Source organism: Caulobacter hibisci, assembly GCF_016135805.1.
In the GTDB taxonomy this organism is placed as follows: Bacteria; Pseudomonadota; Alphaproteobacteria; order Caulobacterales; family Caulobacteraceae; genus Caulobacter; species Caulobacter hibisci.
In genome coordinates this window covers 519,649-536,657 of sequence record NZ_JADWOX010000001.1, presented here as the reverse complement: position 1 = coordinate 536,657, position 17,009 = coordinate 519,649, and the positions used below count along the sequence as shown (strand labels likewise).

The 17,009-nt window shown below is 67.2% G+C and carries 12 protein-coding genes and 1 other annotated feature; of the genes, 3 read left to right on the top strand and 9 right to left on the bottom strand.

Going from position 1 to position 17,009, the window contains the following annotated elements:
- Positions 1 to 15 precede the first annotated feature (15 nt).
- Positions 16 to 71, bottom strand: a sequence feature (sul1 is cis-regulatory element that is thought to sense ions involved in sulfur or methionine metabolism; They are found in Alphaproteobacteria).
- A 162-nt stretch (positions 72 to 233) separates the two neighbouring features.
- A complete protein-coding gene (locus I4Q42_RS02590) occupies positions 234 to 3,005 on the top strand; it encodes a M14 metallopeptidase family protein (protein ID WP_198574493.1) in 2,772 nt (923 codons plus the stop codon).
- Positions 3,006 to 3,185: 180 nt separating this feature from the next.
- Here I4Q42_RS02590 and I4Q42_RS02585 read toward each other — a convergent pair whose 3' ends face one another.
- From I4Q42_RS02585 to I4Q42_RS02555, 7 genes are all read right to left on the bottom strand, one after another.
- Positions 3,186 to 4,292 (bottom strand): PfkB family carbohydrate kinase, encoded by a 1,107-nt coding sequence (locus I4Q42_RS02585; RefSeq protein ID WP_198574492.1) that lies wholly within the window; start codon positions 4,290 to 4,292, stop codon positions 3,186 to 3,188.
- Positions 4,292 to 4,966 (bottom strand): bifunctional 4-hydroxy-2-oxoglutarate aldolase/2-dehydro-3-deoxy-phosphogluconate aldolase, encoded by a 675-nt coding sequence (locus I4Q42_RS02580; protein ID WP_198574491.1) that lies wholly within the window; start codon positions 4,964 to 4,966, stop codon positions 4,292 to 4,294. The genes I4Q42_RS02585 and I4Q42_RS02580 overlap by 1 nt, the downstream gene beginning before the upstream one ends.
- A 422-nt stretch (positions 4,967 to 5,388) precedes the next feature.
- Positions 5,389 to 8,115: a phosphoenolpyruvate carboxylase gene (gene ppc, locus I4Q42_RS02575; protein WP_198574490.1), complete on the bottom strand. Its 2,727-nt coding sequence runs from the start codon at positions 8,113 to 8,115 to the stop codon at positions 5,389 to 5,391.
- Positions 8,116 to 8,465: 350 nt separating this feature from the next.
- Positions 8,466 to 9,224: a 2-dehydro-3-deoxy-D-gluconate 5-dehydrogenase KduD gene (gene kduD, locus I4Q42_RS02570; protein ID WP_198574489.1), complete on the bottom strand. Its 759-nt coding sequence runs from the start codon at positions 9,222 to 9,224 to the stop codon at positions 8,466 to 8,468.
- A 193-nt stretch (positions 9,225 to 9,417) separates the two neighbouring features.
- Positions 9,418 to 10,263: a 5-dehydro-4-deoxy-D-glucuronate isomerase gene (kduI, locus tag I4Q42_RS02565; protein WP_198574488.1), complete on the bottom strand. Its 846-nt coding sequence runs from the start codon at positions 10,261 to 10,263 to the stop codon at positions 9,418 to 9,420.
- Between the two features lie 25 nt (positions 10,264 to 10,288).
- The gene (gene uxaC / locus I4Q42_RS02560) at positions 10,289 to 11,743 is read right to left on the bottom strand and encodes a glucuronate isomerase (RefSeq protein ID WP_198574487.1); all 1,455 of its coding nucleotides are present in this window, start codon (positions 11,741 to 11,743) and stop codon (positions 10,289 to 10,291) included.
- A 104-nt stretch (positions 11,744 to 11,847) separates the two neighbouring features.
- Positions 11,848 to 12,930, bottom strand: coding sequence for a LacI family DNA-binding transcriptional regulator (locus tag I4Q42_RS02555; protein ID WP_198574486.1), 1,083 nt, complete (start codon positions 12,928 to 12,930; stop codon positions 11,848 to 11,850).
- Positions 12,931 to 13,088: 158 nt separating this feature from the next.
- Here I4Q42_RS02555 and I4Q42_RS02550 point away from each other — a divergent pair, with 158 nt between their 5' ends.
- Entirely contained in the window at positions 13,089 to 14,597 is a 1,509-nt protein-coding gene (locus I4Q42_RS02550; protein ID WP_198574485.1) for a UxaA family hydrolase, read from the top strand.
- A 10-nt stretch (positions 14,598 to 14,607) separates the two neighbouring features.
- On the opposite strand, the gene I4Q42_RS02545 is transcribed toward I4Q42_RS02550, so the two are convergent.
- A complete protein-coding gene (locus I4Q42_RS02545) occupies positions 14,608 to 15,165 on the bottom strand; it encodes a serine O-acetyltransferase (RefSeq protein ID WP_198574484.1) in 558 nt (185 codons plus the stop codon).
- 229 nt (positions 15,166 to 15,394) lie between these two features.
- On the opposite strand from I4Q42_RS02545, the gene I4Q42_RS02540 reads away from it, so the two are divergent.
- Positions 15,395 to 16,471, top strand: coding sequence for an acyltransferase family protein (locus tag I4Q42_RS02540; RefSeq protein WP_198574483.1), 1,077 nt, complete (start codon positions 15,395 to 15,397; stop codon positions 16,469 to 16,471).
- A 20-nt stretch (positions 16,472 to 16,491) separates the two neighbouring features.
- Here the strand turns inward: I4Q42_RS02540 and I4Q42_RS02535 are convergent, their stop codons facing one another.
- Positions 16,492 to 16,842 carry a hypothetical protein gene (locus I4Q42_RS02535; RefSeq protein ID WP_198574482.1) on the bottom strand — a complete coding sequence of 117 codons (351 nt, stop codon included), beginning with the start codon at positions 16,840 to 16,842 and terminating at the stop codon, positions 16,492 to 16,494.
- Positions 16,843 to 17,009 lie beyond the last annotated feature (167 nt).

Here is a 17,009-nt window from a genome sequence, read left to right as displayed (position 1 = left end):
TCTGTCTTGGGTGCGGGTTTCCCGAGGGATCGGCGCCCGGGGTAGCCATCCGGCGCGAGGCCGGATCCGTTGTGCGGCCTGCTGATGCCGCATCCGGCGGCGCGGGGCAAGCCTGGCCGCGGCGAACCATTTTTTGCGTCCCGACTGGCTCCACATGCGGTTTCATGCTCCGCCTGCGTCAAGCTAGAGGGGCCAGCGAAAAACGCGCCCCGCTTTGGTGGATGGGGAGTGCGATGACGCGACACGTAGCGATGGCCGGGGCCGCCCTGGCGCTGGTGATGAGTTTCAGCGGCCAGGCCGCATACGCCGCAGAGATCACCCCGCCCGCCCAGGCCTTCGCCCAGGACCCCGGCAGCGACTACTTCCTAGCCGACTACACCGCCTACGAGGCCTATCTGAAGACCCTGGCCGGCCAGTCCGACCGCATGAAGCTGGTCGACATCGGCAAGTCCGAGGAAGGCCGCACCCAGTGGGTGGCCATCGTCTCCTCGCCCGCCAACCTGGCCAAGCTGGATGAGTATAAAGAGGTCGCCCGCAAGCTGGCGCGCGGCGAGGTCTCCAGGGAAGAGGCCGAGAAACTGGCCGCCACCGGCAAGGCCGTGGTCTGGATCGACGCCGGCATGCACGCCACCGAGACGGTGACCTCGCAGGGCCAGATCCAGGTGCTCTACCGGATGCTGACCAAGACCGACGCCGAGACGATGCGCATTCTCGACGACGTCATCGTGCTGTTCGGCCACGACAATCCGGACGGCATGGAGCTGGTGTCCGACTGGTACATGCGCAACGCCGACCCGCAGAAGCGCGAGTACAACTCGATCCCGCGCCTGTACCAGAAGTACGTCGGCCACGATAACAACCGCGACAGCTTCATGTCGCAGATGTCCGAGACCACCAACGTCAACAAGGTGCTGTTCCGCGACTGGTATCCGCAGATCATCTACAACCAGCACCAGCCGGCCCCGAACGGCATGGTGGTGTTCGTGCCGCCGTTCCGCGACCCCTTCAACTACAACTACGACCCGCTGGTCATGACCTCGCTGCAGGAGGTGGGCATGGCCATGCACAGCCGCCTGGTGGCCGAGGACAAGCCGGGCTCGGGCGCCCGCAGCGCCGCGCCCTACTCGACCTGGCACAACGGCATGGAACGCTCCATCGCCTATTTCCACAACGCCGTGGGCCTGCTGACCGAGATCACCGGCGGCCCGACGCCGATGCCGCTGAATCTGGTGCCGGACGTGCAGCTGCCCAACGGCGACCGTCCGATGCCCGCCCCGCCGCAGACCTGGCATCTGGCCCAGACGGTCGAGTACCAGTGGAGCCTGGACCGGGCGGTGATGGACTACGCCTCGCGCAACCGCGAGCGGATGCTGTTCAACATCTGGAAGATGGCCAGCAACTCGATCGCCAAGGGCAGCAAGGACAGCTGGACGATCACCCCCACCGAGATCGACGAGCTGAAGGAAGCCGGCGCCAAGGTGAAGTTCGACGGCAAGGTCACCGGCTCGCCGACCTCGGCCTCGGTGGATCCGTCGCTCTACAAGACCATTTTGCAGGCCCCTGAGAAGCGTGATCCACGCGGCTATATCCTGACCGCCGACCAGGCCGACAAGCCGACGGTCGTGGCGTTCCTCAACGCCCTGATCAAGGCCGGCGTCGACGTCGACGAGGCGACCAAGCCCTTCACCGTGGCCGGCAAGACCTATCCGGCCGGCTCCTACGTGGTGAAGACCGCCCAGGCCTATCGCCCGCACATCCTCGACATGTTCGAGCCGCAGGATCACCCGCACGACGCCGAATATCCGGGCGGCCCGCCCAAGGCCCCCTACGACGTCACCGGCTACACCCTGGCCTACCAGACCGGGATCAAGTTCGACCGCGTGCTCGACGGCTTCGACGGGCCGTTCGCCCGCGTGCCCGACCTGATCGCCGTCAAGCCGGGCGCCGTGAAGGGCTCGGGCAAGGCCGGCTGGCTGATCGACCACGCGCCCAACAACGCCTTCACCCTGACCAATCGCCTGCTCAAGGCCGGCGCCCAGGTCTCGTGGTTGAAGGACGGGGCCAAGGCCGGCAAGCAGAGCTTCGCGGCCGGGGCCATCTGGGTCCCCTACTCGCCCGCCGCCGCCACCGTGATCGCCGACGGGGTCAGGGAGCTGGGCATCGACGCCTGGGCCGTCGGCGCCAAGCCGGGCGGCTCGGCCCTGCCGCTGAAGCCGATCCGCGTCGGCGTGGTGGACGTCTACGGCGGCTCGATGCCCTCGGGCTGGAACCGCTGGATGTTCGAGAAGTTCGAGGCCCCCTTCCAGGTCGTCTACCCGCAGCGCCTCGACGCCGGCGACCTCGCCAAGGACTTCGACGTGCTGGTGTTCGCCGACGGCGTGGTCCCGGCGCCGGCCGGCGGTCCGTTCCGCGCCGGCCGCGGCTATCCGCAGCCCAAGCCCGAAGAGATCCCGGCCGAGTTCCGTCCGTGGCTGGGCACGGTGACCGACGAGACCACCCTGCCCCAGCTCAAGGCCTTCGCCGAACAGGGCGGCACGGTGATCGCCATCGGCGCCTCCACCCGCCTGGCCACCGCCTTCGGCGCGCCGGTCGAGGTGGCCACCGCCAAGACCGAGAACGGCAAGCTGGTGGGGCTGTCGACCAAGGAGCTCTACATCCCCGGCTCGGTGCTGCGGGCCAAGGTCGACGTCACCCAGCCCCTCGCCTACGGCATCCCGGCGGACGTCGACATCTTCTACGACCGCTCACCGACCTTCACCCTGAAGTCGGACGCCAAGGGCGTGGCCAAGGTCTCGTGGTTCGACAGCGCCAAGCCTCTGCGCAGCGGCTGGGCCGTCGGCCAGGAACGCCTGAAGGACACCACGGCGATCCTCGACGTCGATATCGGCAAGGGCAAGCTGTTCGTCATGGGCCCGGAGATCACCCAGCGGGCGCAGTCGTACGGGACCTTCAAGTTCCTGTTCAACGGCATGCTGTACGGGCCGGCGGTGAGCGCGGGCAAATAACGTCTTCAGACCCTTCTCCCCTTGCGGGAGAAGGTGTCGCCGCAAGGCGACGGATGAGGGGTCGCACTCACGAAAAACGCCGCGACGGCCGATCGGCTGTCGCGGCGTTTTATGTTTGAGAGACCCCTCACCCGACCTGCTTCGCAGGCCACCCTCTCCCGCAAGGGGAGAGGGAACAGGTCAGCGAATAACCCGCGCCCCCGCGCCCTTAACCAACGCCTCGACCTCCTTCAGCCGCACCATTGAGGTGTCGCCGGGGGTGGTCATGGCCAGGGCCGCGTGGGCGGCGCCGTAGTCGACGGCGGCTTGGGGACCGAGGTTCTCCATCAGGGCGTAGGCCAGGCCCGAGGCGAAGCCGTCGCCGCCGCCGATGCGGTCATAGATGGCCAGGCCGTCGCGCATCGGGGCCTCGTAGAACCCGCCGTCGGCCCACAGGATGGCGCCGAAGTCGTTGACGCTGGCCGAGCGTACGGCCCGCAGGGTAGTGGCCAGGACCTTCAGGTTCGGGAAGGCCTTCACCGCCTGCGGAGCCAGGGTCTTGAAGTTCGCCGGATCAGTGGGCGGCAGCCCCTTCACCAGGCCGTCGATCTCCATCCCCAGGCAGACCACGAAGTCATGATCGTTGCCGATCATCACGTCGGTCATGGCGGCGATCTTGCGGTTCAGGGCCTGGGCGGCGTCGAGGCCGCCGCGGTCCTTCCACAGCGAGGCGCGGTAGTTCTGGTCGAAGGAGACGATCACGCCGTGCTTCTTGGCGACCTCCAGGGCCTCCAGAACCACCTCGGCCGTGTTGGACGCCAGGGCCGTGAACACGCCGCCGGTGTGGAACCAGCGCACGCCTTCCTCGCCGAACAAGCGCTCCCAGTCGATCTCGCCGGGACGCAGCTGCGAGGCGGCCGAGTTGGCGCGGTCGGAAACGCCCAGGGCCGGGCGCACGCCGAAGCCGCGCTCGGTGAAGTTCAATCCGACCCGGGTGTTGCGGCCCAGGCCGTCGAATTCGCGCCAGACCACGTGGGACATGTCCACGCCGCCCTGGCCGATCAGGTCCTGGGCCAGCCAGCCCAGGTCGCTGTCGGGCAAGGCCGTGGCGACGGTGGCGCGCTTGCCCCAGCACTTGCTCATGCCGCGGGCGAAGTTGTACTCGCCGCCGCCTTCCCAGACCTGGAACTGGCGGGCGTTGCGCACCCGCCCGTCGCCGGGATCGAGCCTCAGCATCACCTCGCCGAGGGCCGCGCAGTCCCAGCGGGTCTCCGACGCCGGGCGAAGCTTAAGGATCGGATCGCTCATCAGGCCTTGCCGCGCACCTTGGCGATCAGGTCGACCGTCTCACGCACCTTGCGGGAGATGCCGGCGTAGTCCTTGGCGTCGAGGGCTTCCTGCGTGATCAGCTTGGAGCCCATGCCGGCGGCGACGATGCCCGCGCCGAACCACTTCTTGATCGAGGCCTCGTCGGGATCGACGCCGCCGGTCGGCATGATCTTGGTCCAGGGCATCGGACCCAGCACCGCCTTGATGAAGTCCGGGCCGCCGACCGACGAGCCGGGGAACACCTTGACGATCTCGCAGCCCAGTTCCTGGGCGTAGGAAATCTCGGTCGCCGAGCCGCAGCCGGGGCTGTAGGGGATCATGCGGCGATTGCAGAGCTTGGCGACGTCGGCGTTGACGATCGGGCTGACCATGAACTTGGCGCCGTTGGCGATGTAGAGGCCGGCGGTCGGCGCATCGACGATCGAGCCGACGCCCAGGATCACGCGCGGGTCGGCGGTCTCGAAGTGGCGGGCGACGTCATAGAAGACGTGGGCGGCGAAGTCGCCGCGGTTGGTGAACTCGATGCAGGGCGCGCCGCCGTCGGCGCAGGCCTGGATGACGTTCTTACAGATCTCGACGTCCGGGTGGTAGAACACCGGCACCACGCCCTGGGTCTCAAGGGCTTGCAGCACCGCCATACGGTTCTTCAGCATTCTCGTACTCCTCCCGGAAGGGATGGTCTTGCGCGATGCGCCGCTTTGCGCCCCGCGCGTGGAAGATCTGTTCGGCGATCCCTTAGCCCGCGCGCGCGGCTTGCGCCACAGGCCCGGGCTGCCGCCACGTCAATTTCGCCGGAGCGCTGGGCTCCGGCAAAATGAAGGGCGTCGAGCCGAAGCCCGACGCCCTGGAAAGTTTGCGCAGGAGCGAACTCAAAGAGCCGCCGGACGCCAGGACCGGGGAGCCAGTCCGAAACGTCATGACACCGGTATCAAATTGAGCTCGGCTCGCGTTGTCACCGGTGTCATGAACAGATAAGCGTAGTTTCGGCATTTGAGCAAGCCTGTAGAAAACGCAGGTTCGGCGGTCTGTGGATTTTTGACGGGCGCGCCGATTTGGCCAGCGCGCCCTTCCCTGATCAGCCGGTGTTGCGCAGGCCGGCGGCGATGCCGGCCACGGTCAGCTGGATGGCCAGGCGGACCTCCTCGGCCTGGTCGCCGCCGCGACGGCGGGCCAGCAGCTCCAGCTGCAGGTGGTTCAGCGGATCGACCGAGTGGCCGGCCAGGGCCACCGACTCCGCCAGCTCCGGCTGGTTATCGAGCAGGCTCGCACCGCCCCGGATCGCCAGGGCGATGGTCGACGCCGCCTCGTGCTCGCGCTTGATGGTCTCGAAGATCCGCTGGGCGTTGGCCTGGTCGGGCGACAGGGCCACGTAGCGGGCGGCGATGCCCATGTGGCTCTGGGCCAGAGCCAGCTCCATGTTCGACAGCAGCGAGGCGAAGAAGTCGAAGTCGCCAGCCAGGTCCTGGAGCTGTCCGGTCGACAACCCCGCCCGCTCGACGCCCGAGGCGAAGCCGTACCAGCCCGGCAGCATGAAGCGGGCCTGCGACCAGGAAAACACCCACGGAATGGCGCGGAGATCCTCGATCTTGCGGCTGGCGGTGCGCGACGCCGGACGGCTGCCGATGTTGAGGCCGACGATCTCGCCGATCGGGGTGGCCGACCAGAAGAAGTCCTCGAAGGCCGGATCGTCATAGACCAGGGCGCGGAAGCCGTGGAACGAAGCCTCGGCCAGGGCCGTCATGGCCGCCTCGACCTTGGGATCGGCGCGGTTGACCGGGCGCTGGCTCGACTGCACCACCGCCGCGGCCAGGCCGTCGAGGTTGCGGCGGGCCGTCGGCTGGTCGCCAAAGCGGCGGGCGATCATCTCGCCCTGCTCGGTCATGCGGATGCGGCCCTGGACGGTGCCGGCCGGCTGGGCCAGCACGGCCTCGGCGGCCGGCCCCCCGCCCCGCCCGACGCTGCCGCCGCGACCGTGGAACAGCTGCAGGCCCACGCCCATGCGGTCGGCCTCGAACGCCAGGGCCGAGGCGCCGCGCGCCACGCCCCGACGCGACGCGACATAGCCGCCGTCCTTGTTGCTGTCGGAATAGCCGAGCATGATCTCCTGCACCGGCCGGTCGCCCAGGATGGTGCGGCTGATCGGCAGCTCCAGCCACTGGCGCAGCACGCGCGGGCCGTTCTCCAGGTCTTCGATGGTCTCGAACAGCGGAGCGATCTTCAGCGACGAGCGCGGCGCCGCGCCGCCCCAGACCAGGCCGACCTGCTTGAGCAGCACCAGCGGCTCGAGAATATCCGACAGGGTCGCCGACTTGGAAATGATGTAGGCGCCGATGCAGGCGTGGCCGTAGTCGCGCACGGCCTGGGCCGCGGCTTCCATGGTGGCCAGCTCCTTGGTCGTCTCCTCGCCATAGGCGGTGAACGGCGAGACCAGGGGCCGCTGGTGCGACAGCTCCTCGATCAGCAGCTTGGAGCGGGCGTCCTCGTCGAGATCGAGATAGCGCACGCCCGAGCCGGCGCGCTGATACAGCTCGTGGATGGTGCGCTCGTGGACGTCGGCGTTCTGGCGCAGGTCCAGGCTCATCAGGTGGAAGCCGCAGGCCTTGGCCACGGCCACCAGGGTGCGCAGGGCCGAACCGACCAGGCGCTCGCCGCCGCTGGCTTCCAGCGAGTCGATGACGATCTGCAGGTCGGCGACGAAGGCGTCCGGATGGGCGTAGGGCTCGACGTCGGTGCGGCTGGTGGCGTAGGCGACCCACTGGTTGGTCAGCTTCTGCGACACGGCGGTGAGGCGGTCGAAGATCAGCTCCAGGGCCAGGCGATAGGGCTCGTCCAGGCGGTGCACCGACGGGTCCTTGGCCTGGGCGGCCAGGGCCAGCAGTTCCTGCGACACAGGCGTGTAGGCGGTCGAGACCGCCAGGTTCGACCACAGCTTGCGCACCTCGCCGGCGTACCAGTCGAGGATCACCCGCGACTGCGACGACAAAGCCAGCTTCAGGGTGTCGCCGTTGACGCCGGGGTGGCCGTCGCGGTCGCCGCCCAGCCACGAGCCCATCTTCAGCAGCGGCGCGATATGGCCGTGGCTGCCGATCTTGCCCGACCATTCCTCGTACAGGTCGACCAGGGCCGGCAGGATCGAGGTGCGGACGATCGACAGGGCGTTGCGGATCTCGTCCTTCACGGTGATCCGCTCGGGCCGGTACAAGCGCGTGCGCCACATCAGGGCGATCTCGCGGAACAGGCGCTCGCGGATGTCGGCTTCCAGGTCGGCCGGCAGGTGGTGGCGGCGCAGGCTCATCAGGCGTGAGATCTCGGTCTCGCGATCGACCATGCTGCGGCGGCGCACTTCGGTCGGGTGGGCGGTCAGCACCGGCACCACATTCATGGCGGCGAAGATCCTGGCCAGGTCCGCGTCCGTCTTGCCCTCGGCCTTCAGGGCCGCGACGGCGTCGACCAGGGTGCGGGCCCTCTCGTCGCCCGGCTGGGCGTCGGCCTCGGCGTGACGACGGCGACCGGCGACATCCTCGCCGATATTGGCCAGCAGCGAGTGACTGGCGAAGGCGCGGGCCAGAAAGATCGCCTGGTCGTTGGACAGGTCGGCGAACAGGTGGTCGAGGCCGGGCGCCTCGCCGTCGGCGGTCTCGTGCGACGCGGCCTTGCGGGCCTTGGTCACCAGCTCGCCGGCCTCGTCGCCCTCCAGATAGGCGATGGCTTCGATCAGCAGTTCGCCCAGCAGGTTGGCGTTCTGCCGGACGTTCCGGCTCGTGGGGCGGCTTGAGCCGAGGGAGAGGGCCGAGTCGCGCATGCGCATGCTCCATCACCGCCGCGAGGAGGAACGGCGGATCGTCGGGACTAGAACTGATCTAACGGTTCTTGCGTCCAACCCGGCCCGGACAGACGCTAGGCGCGTCTAGCGCCCTTCGCCGCCCGGGGGAAGCCGGGCGGCGACATGGTTGCGCTACCATCCACTTTTTGTGCGCGAAGAACGCATCCGCGTCGCGGCGCTTTCCCCTAAACCGAGCATCCCCGCGAAGGCGGGGATCCAAGCCGAGTCCGCGGATGGACCCGCGGCCGCGCCACAGTAGGTACGCCAGCTTGGATCCCCGCCTGCGCGGGGATCAGTCGGATTAGAAATAGAGCTGGAGACCGGCCGCCTTAGCGGGCCAGCCAGCCGCCGTCGACCGGCAGGGTGACGCCCTGGATGTAGTCGGCGGCCGGCGAGGCCAGGAACACGGCCGCGCCGCCCAGGTCTTCCGGACGACCCCAGCGGCCGGCCGGGATGCGGGCCAGGATCGAGGCGTTGCGGTCGGCGTCGGCGCGCAGGGCCTCGGTGTTGTTGGTATCGAAATAGCCCGGCGCGATGGCGTTGACGTTGATGCCCTTGGTCGCCCACTCGTTGGCCAGGATCTTGGTCAGGCCGGCCAGGCCCGACTTGGCGGCCGTGTAGGACGGCACGCGGATGCCGCCCTGGAACGACAGCAGCGAGGCGATGTTGATCACCTTGGCGCCGGTCCCTTGAGCGAGCGCCTGCTTGGCGAAGGCTTGCGTGAGGAAGAACACGACCTTGAGGTTGGTGTCGATCACCGCGTCCCAGTCGGCTTCGGAGAATTCGATCGAGTCGGCGCGGCGGATGATGCCGGCGTTGTTGACCAGGATGTCGACCTTGCCGAGGGCGGCGACGGTCTCGTCGACCACGCGCTGGACGGGCTCGATGGTCGAGAAGTCGGCCTTGATCGACACGAACTTGCGGCCCAGAGCCTCGACGGCGGCCTTGGTCTCGGTCGGTTCGCTGCGGCCCGCGGCGGCGATGTCGGCGCCGGCCTGAGCGAGCGCGATGGCGATCCCCTGCCCGATGCCGGTGTTGGCGCCGGTGACGAGCGCGACCTTGCCTTCGAGGCTGAACGGATTGGCCATATGATGTTCCTTAGTCGTCGAGATCGGTTCGGCGGGAACAGCGGGACCGCCCCGCCCGATCCCCACCAGAAGTCATCGCCCGGCTTGTCCGGGCGACCCAAGCTGACCTTACCGATCGGCCGGTTCGGCTTGGGTCGCCCGCATGAAGCGGGCGATGACGTCAGTTAGAGGGCATGAAGAAGAAGGGCGAGCCCTACTTCAGCTGGCAGATGTCCAGCACGTTCATGTCGGTATAGTCGAGGTTCTCGCCGCCCATCGCCCAGATGAAGGTGTAGTTGGCGGTGCCCGAGCCCATGTGGATCGACCACGGCGGGCTCATGACGGCCTCTTCGTTGGCGATCACGATGTGACGCATCTCATCCGGCTCGCCCATATAGTGGAACACCCGGTCGTTCTCGCCGAGGCCGAAGTAGAAATAGGCTTCCGAGCGGCGGTCGTGCAGGTGGGGCGGCATGGTGTTCCAGACGCTGCCCGGCTTCAGCACGGTCATGCCCAGCAGCAGCTGGGCCGACTTGCAGGTGGTCGGCACGATGTACTGGTAGATGGTGCGCTCGTTGGAGGTCTCCAGCGCGCCGCGCTCCAGCGGGATGGCGTCGGCGAAGGCCAGCTTCTTGGTCTCGAACGCGGCGTGGGCCGGCAGGCTGACCAGGTAGAAGCGGGCCGGGGCCGAAGCGTCGACGCCTTCGAAGATCACTTCCTTGGCGCCCATGGTGACGTACAGGCCGTCACGCGGAACGATCTCGTAGACCACGCCGTCGACGGTGATCTTGCCGGTGGTGTCGCCGACATTGATCACGCCCAACTCGCGGCGCTCCAGGAAGGGGTGACCGGCGGCCGAGGCCGGTTCGGTCTGGTCGGGCAGCTTGACGGCCGCGCCGGCCACGACGCCGCCGACGACGAAGCGTTCGGCGTGATTGTAGGTCAGGACGACCTCGCCTTCGACGAACAGGTCCTGCATCAGGTAGCGGTCGCGCAGGTCGTCGTTGCCGACGGCGAACATCATGTCCGGATGGGTGGCGTGATAGGTCTTGGCGAACATCGAGAATACTCCGGAAGTGGTGTTCTTATTCGGCGGCGAGAGCCGGGGCCGGGAGGGGCCGCGGCTGGTCGAGCTTGTAGGCCTTCTTAGGCAGATTGTACGTCAGGTCTACGATGAGCTCCTGAGCTTCCACCAGATCCATGCGGTGCTCGGTCACCATGCGCGCCAGGAAGGCGCTGTCGACGCGTCTGGCGACATCGTGGCGGGCCGGGATCGACAGGAAGGCGCGGGTGTCGTCGTTGAAGCCGACGGTGTTGTAGAAGCCGGCGGTCTCGGTGACCTGCTCGCGGAAGCGCATCATGCCTTCCGGGCTGTCGTGGAACCACCAGGACGGGCCCAGCTTCAGCACCGGATAGTGGCCGGCCAGCGGGGCCAGTTCGCGGCTGTAGGTCGTCTCGTCCAGGGTGAACAGGATGATCGACAGGCGCGGGTCGTTGCCCAGACGCGTCAGCAGGGGCTTCAGCGCATCGACATATTCGGTGCGCATCGGGATGTCGGCGCCCTTGTCGCGGCCGTGGCTGTCAAGCAGGCCGAGATTGTGGTTGCGGTGCGAACCCGGGTGGATCTGCATCACCAGGCCGTCCTCGAGGCTCATCTTGGCCATCTCGGTCAGCATCTGGGCGCGGAACAGCTCGGCCTTGGCCGGCGTGACGTTGCCCTTCACCAGGTCGGCGAACAGGCTTTCCGTCTCGGCTTCCGACAGGTCGGCCGTGGCGGCGGTCGGGTGGCCGTGGTCGGACGAGGTGGCGCCGGCCTCGATGAAGGCCTGACGGCGGATGCGGTGGGCTTGCAGATAGCCCTTCCAGCTGTAGACGTCCTGGCTGGAGATCTCGGCGAAGCGTTCGAAGGCGCGCGGGCTGCGCTCGTCCTCGAAGTCGATGACCGCGTCGGGGCGATAAGCGGTGATGACGTGGCCGCCCCACCCGCTCTCACGGATCGCCTTGTGATGCTTCAGCGGATCGTGCGGGCCCTCGGTGGTGGCCAAGGTCTCGATGTTGAAGCGGTCGAACAGGGCGCGCGGGCGGAAGGCGTCGGTCGCCAGGGCCTCGTTGATGCCGTCGAAATAGGCGTCGGCGTTGTCCTCGCCGAGGAATTCGGTGAAGCCGAACACCTTGGAGAACACGTGGTTCAGCCAGATCCACGACGGCGTGCCGCGGAACAGGTGGAAGTTCTTGGCGAACACCTTCCAGGCCGCGCGCGGGTCGGTGGCCGGCACGCCCGACTTGCGAGGCACCTTCAGGTCGTCCAGCGCCACGCCCTGGCTGTAGAGCATGCGGAAGACGTAATGATCGGGCGCCAGCAGCAGGTCGGTGGCGTCGCGGAACGGCTCGTTTGTCGCGAACCAGGCCGGATCGGTGTGGCCGTGCGGGCTGATGATCGGCAGGCCGGCCACGGTCGCATAGAGCTCGCGGGCGACTCCGCGGACGGTGGGATCGGCCGGGAACAGGCGATCGTCGTGCAAGATCAGGGGCCGGGCCATGGCGTGTCTCCTCGTCCCTTCGCCTCGAACCCTAAAGGGTCGCTTCGAGGCGTTTGGTAACCGGTGTCAAAGCTTGGTGCAAGGTGCAGGGCGCGGCGCGCACCCTACACAGGTTTGGGAGCGGCGGAAGACTCCCGCACCACAAGATGGGGGATGATGCTGGCTGGATCACCGGGCTCGTGGCCCTCACGGGCGATCAGCTTCTCGGTGGCCATGCGGCCGACCTGGCGCGTCGGGATGTGCACGGTGGTCAGCGGCGGCCAGACGGCCTGGGCGATCTGGAAGTCGTCGAAGCCGACCACGGTCAGGTCTTCCGGCACGGTCAGGCCGGCGCGGCGGGCGGCCTGCAGCACGCCGGCGGCCATTTCGTCGTTGCCGGCGAAGATGGCGGTGGGCCGGGGCGTCTTGGCCAGCAGCGCCTCGCCGGCTGCCAGGCCCGATTCGAAGGTGTAGGCGCCCTGCACAACATAGTCGGCGTCGAGCTTCAGCCCCGCCGCCGCCAGGGCGTCCTCGAAGCCCCCCTTGCGCTCGTGCGACGAGCGGAAGCTAGGCAGGCCGGTGATGAAGCCGATCCGCTGGTGGCCCAGGCCGACCAGGTGCTCGCCCATGGCCTGGGCGCCCAGCCGGTCGTGGCCGACGATCATGTGCTCTTCCTCGTCCAGCGGGACCGAGGCGATGCGGATATATTCGCAGCCGATGTCGCGCAGCAGGTCGGCGACGCGCTCGTCTTCCGACACCGACGGCGGCAGGATCACCCCGAACAGCTTCTGCCTCTCGATGAACATCCGCACGTCCTGCAGGAAGGTCGGGCTGGAGCGGTCGCAGGGGTGCACCACCAGCTCGAAGCCCGAACCGCGCATGCCGTCCAGCAGGCCCAGCTGCATGTTGACGACGTACTGGGGGTTGGGGTTGTCGTAGATCATGCCGATCAGGAACGAGCGGCGGAAGGCCAGGCCCCGGGCCTGGGGATCGGGGGCATAGCCCCACTCGGCGATCACCGCCTCGATCCGCTGGCGGGTTTCCTCGCGCACGAACGGCGACTGGTTGATGACCCGCGAGACGGTCTTCTTGGAGACCCCGGCCAGGCGGGCGATGTCGTTGATGGTGGCGCGGCGACGACCGCTTTCCAGAGCAGCGTTCGCATCCGTGTCGTCGGCGGACTTGTTGGGCGTCTTTGACGAGGTCACGGCGCTTCCATGCAGTGGTTTTCGTTTTTTGTCATACTCCAGCGCCGGAAGCGTCGCCAATCAAGCGGCAAAAAGCGCGCTGGCGAAGCTCTTGACACCGGTTTCCACTCCCTTAGGACCGGATGGCAGCACAAAAAGTCGCAAAGACAAAGACCCAGATGAGCGAAACAGCCTCCCTCCCCGGCGAATCGATCCACGGCGTCGACCCGCGCGACCACGTCGCCACCGCCCTGCGCCCGCTGACGGCCGGCGAGAGCATCGACCTGCACGGCGTGCCGATCCGGGTCCGGAGCGACATCCCCAAGGGCCACAAGATCGCCGTCCGCGCCGCCGCTAAAGGCGAGGACGTCCTGAAGTACGGCTGGCCGATCGGCCGGGCGACGCTCGACATCGCCGTCGGCGACCACGTGCACGTCCACAATGTCGAGACCCGGCTGAAGGGCGTCGAAGGCTACGCCTACGCCCCGGCCGCGACCGACAACACCGAGGTGGTCGGCGACCGCAACTTCCTTGGCTATCGCCGCAAGAACGGCCGAGTCGGCACCCGCAACGAGATCTGGGTGCTGTGCACCGTCGGCTGCGTGGCCAACACCGCCCGCCGCATCGCCGAGAAGGCTAACGCCCGCTTCGCCGGCCGCGTCGACGGCGTCTTCGCCTTCCCCCACCCGTTCGGCTGCTCGCAGCTGGGCGACGACCTGTCCCACACCCGCCAGCTGATCGCGGGCCTGGCCGCCCATCCCAACGCCGGCGGCGTGCTGATCCTGGGCCTGGGTTGCGAGAACAATCAGCTCAAGGCCCTGCTCGACAGCGCCCCGGACCTGGATCCCGAGCGCCTGCGCTCCTTCACCACCCAGTTCGTCGAGGATGAGTACGAAGAGGGCCTGGACGCCATTGAGGCCCTGGTCGCCATCGCCGAGCAGGACCGCCGCGAACCCGTTCCGATCTCCGAACTGGTGGTCGGCCTCAAATGCGGCGGGTCGGACGGCTTCTCGGGCGTCACCGCCAATCCCCTGGTCGGCCGCATCGCCGACAAGGTGGCGGCCGCCGGCGGCACGCCGGTGCTGACCGAGATCCCCGAGGTGTTCGGGGCCGAGAACGTGCTGCTGCAGCGGGCGGCCAGCCGCGAGATCTTCGACGAGGCCGTCGCGGTGATCGACGACTTCAAGCGCTACTTCATCGACAACAACCAACCCATCTACGAGAACCCCTCGCCCGGCAACATCGCCGGCGGCATCACCACCCTGGAGGAGAAATCCCTGGGCGCTGTGCAGAAGGGCGGCCGCGCGCCCTTGGCCTCGGTGCTGCGCTACGGCCAGCGGGTCGGCCCGCACGGCCTGACCCTGCTCGAGGCGCCCGGTAACGACGCGGTGTCGTCCACCGCCCTGACGGCGGCCGGCGCCACGGTGATCCTGTTCACCACCGGCCGCGGCACGCCCCTGGGCTTTCCCGCCCCGACCTTGAAGATCGCCTCCAACAGCGCCCTGGCCGCCCGCAAGCCATCGTGGATCGACTTCGACGCCGGTGTCGTGCTGGACGGCCAGACCATGGACCAGGCGGCCGACTCCCTGCTCGACCTGGTGGTGGCCACGGCCTCGGGCCAGGAGACCAAGGCCGAGCGCAACGGCGAGCGCGAAATCGCCATCTGGAAGTCGGGCGTGACGCTATAGGCGGCGAGCGTCAGAGACGCTCGTTCACCTTCACGCCGTCCCGATTGATGATGACGGCGGGATTGCCCACCACTACGCAGTTGGGCGGTACATCCTTGGTTATCACCGCCCCAGCGCCGATCGTCGCATGGTCGCCGATTTCGATCTCGCCCACCACGATGGCCCCAACTCGGATAGTGACGTTGTCACCTATGGTCGGGCCGTAGGCGGTGCCGTTCACGCCGATGGTGACCATCTGGTTGACATGGAAGTTTGCGCCGATCCGGCGCGCGACTACGATCGTCGAAAATCCGTGTTGGATGTAGAGGCCTGGCCCGGTCGACGCGCAGTAGAAGTAAAAAGCCGGCGAACCCGGCGCCAGGAAGCGCAGGAGCTTGGCCTTGGGAAATCGGTAGTAGAACAGGCTGCGAAATTCGGGTTCACGCATGGACCGCAGGAAGAACCGCAAGCGATCTCCAAGCGTCTTCAGTTCGATCTTGGCTCTTACAGCCCAACGATCGAGATCCGCGTTGAAGGTCGGATTCCGCGCAAGCGCGTAGATGACCACATGTGGCAAGTGATTCAGCAAACTTCGAGTCTCCGCAGACGCCCTACCGCTCCGTAGTCGTAGCCAGAGCATCGCATTGGCATCAGGGGCCAGTCGAAAATAGAGGCGGCGCGCTGTTTTGTTGCAGCGCACACCGAAATCGACATAATTGTCCGGCAAAACTCCACAATGATGCGCCCTTGCAACCCCGGGGCTGGCGCGCCCTTTTGAGCGCACGCAACGTCCTAACTTCTCTAACTGAAAGCAACCGATGAAGGCACGCATCCTGGGTTTTGACGGACTGCGCGCCATCGCGGTGTTGCTGGTCATACTCACCCACAAGACCAGCCAAGGCGACAAGCTGGGGTTGGGCGGCTATGGCGTGCACCTTTTCTTCGTGCTCAGCGGCTTCCTTATAATCGGCATTCTCCATGGCCGTCGCCAGGCGCTGGAGACCGGCGCAGCTTCCTGGCGACGAGAATTCCGCCACTTCTACGAGAACCGCTTGTTCCGGATCTGGCCACTCTACTACTTGGTGGTCACGGCATGCATCATCCTGGGTCTCGTCGGCGCCTGGCGTCAGATGTCGCCCTCGGAACTTGTCGGGACCCTGACCTACACCTCCAACTGGTTTCAGGCTTATGTCTGGAAGGCCTATCCGCATCACTTCGGACACCTCTGGAGCGTGGCGATCGAGGAGCAGTTCTATCTGTGGGCGGCGCCCGTGTTCCTGCTGACGCCGCACCGTCACTTCAAGACGATCTGCCTGGCGGTTATCGTGCTGGCCGTCACAGTCGGCTCCGCGCACATCGCCCTGGGCTTTCCCAATCGCGCCAACTACGTGGGATCTTTCACCAATTTCGGCCTGATGGCGCTCGGAGGTTGGGCGGCGGTGGCGATCAAGCCGAACCGGCTGCTCGCCCGTGCGGCGCCTTTCGCGCTGCTGCTCTACCTGATCGCGCCCGTGGCGGCGTATGTGGTGGGCAGGGGAAGCCTGACCGGAACGGTCATCTTCTGGAGCAGCGGCCTCCTGATCGCCCTCGCGCTTCCAGGGATCGTGGCCGACCAGAAATCGCTTCTGGTGCGGATCCTCAGTCTGCCGCCCGTGGCTTACTTCGGAATGATCAGCTACGGCGTCTACATTTTCCATCCGATGATTGAGCTGGCCGACTACGGGTTTGATCTTCCACGGCCTGTGGCCGGTGCAATCGAAACGGCGCTCACCTTCATCGTGGCCAGCATCAGCTGGTTTGTTCTTGAAAAGCCCCTGCTGAATTTGCGCGACCGTCTGCGCCGACGTTCCGAAACTTCGCTCGCCCAAGGCGGCGCCAGAACCTCGGCGGCCTGAGGAAGGAACTCGCCGAGAATCTAGCGGCAATCTGCGGCCACCTTTGCCAGCGGTGACCCGTCGTGGATCCTGGTCGTGTTGAAGAGAACTCGTTCTTCCGCGGGAAGGGTCGGCAGGGCGCCGGCGTAGCCGTCCTGGCGGCCCCGGGCGTAGTTCTCAAGCGCGGTCATGGCGGCGGGCGACAGCTGGGCCTGCAGGACGTTGGCCGCGCAGGCGCAGCCGATGCGGTCGTACTTGAGGCCGAACCTGGTCAGCTTGCCGTCGACGCAGGCCCGGGCGACCACCGCCCGCTGGGCGGCCGGCGCGTCGTTCGGCGCGCGCTCGCAGCTCCACGCGGCCAAGGCGGCCGCCATAATCAGAAATAGACGCATGCTCTTCCCCTACGGTGGCGCAGGATGGTCATGCACGCTTCGGTTTTATGTGAAAATTGTAACGCCGCGCCGGTTTCCGCATGCGACGCCGCCGCTACGGAAGCATCAAGGCAAGGTGCCATGCAAAGCGCCATTGCCACCGGTGTCTTGGCGCCTCATCTAGGCGT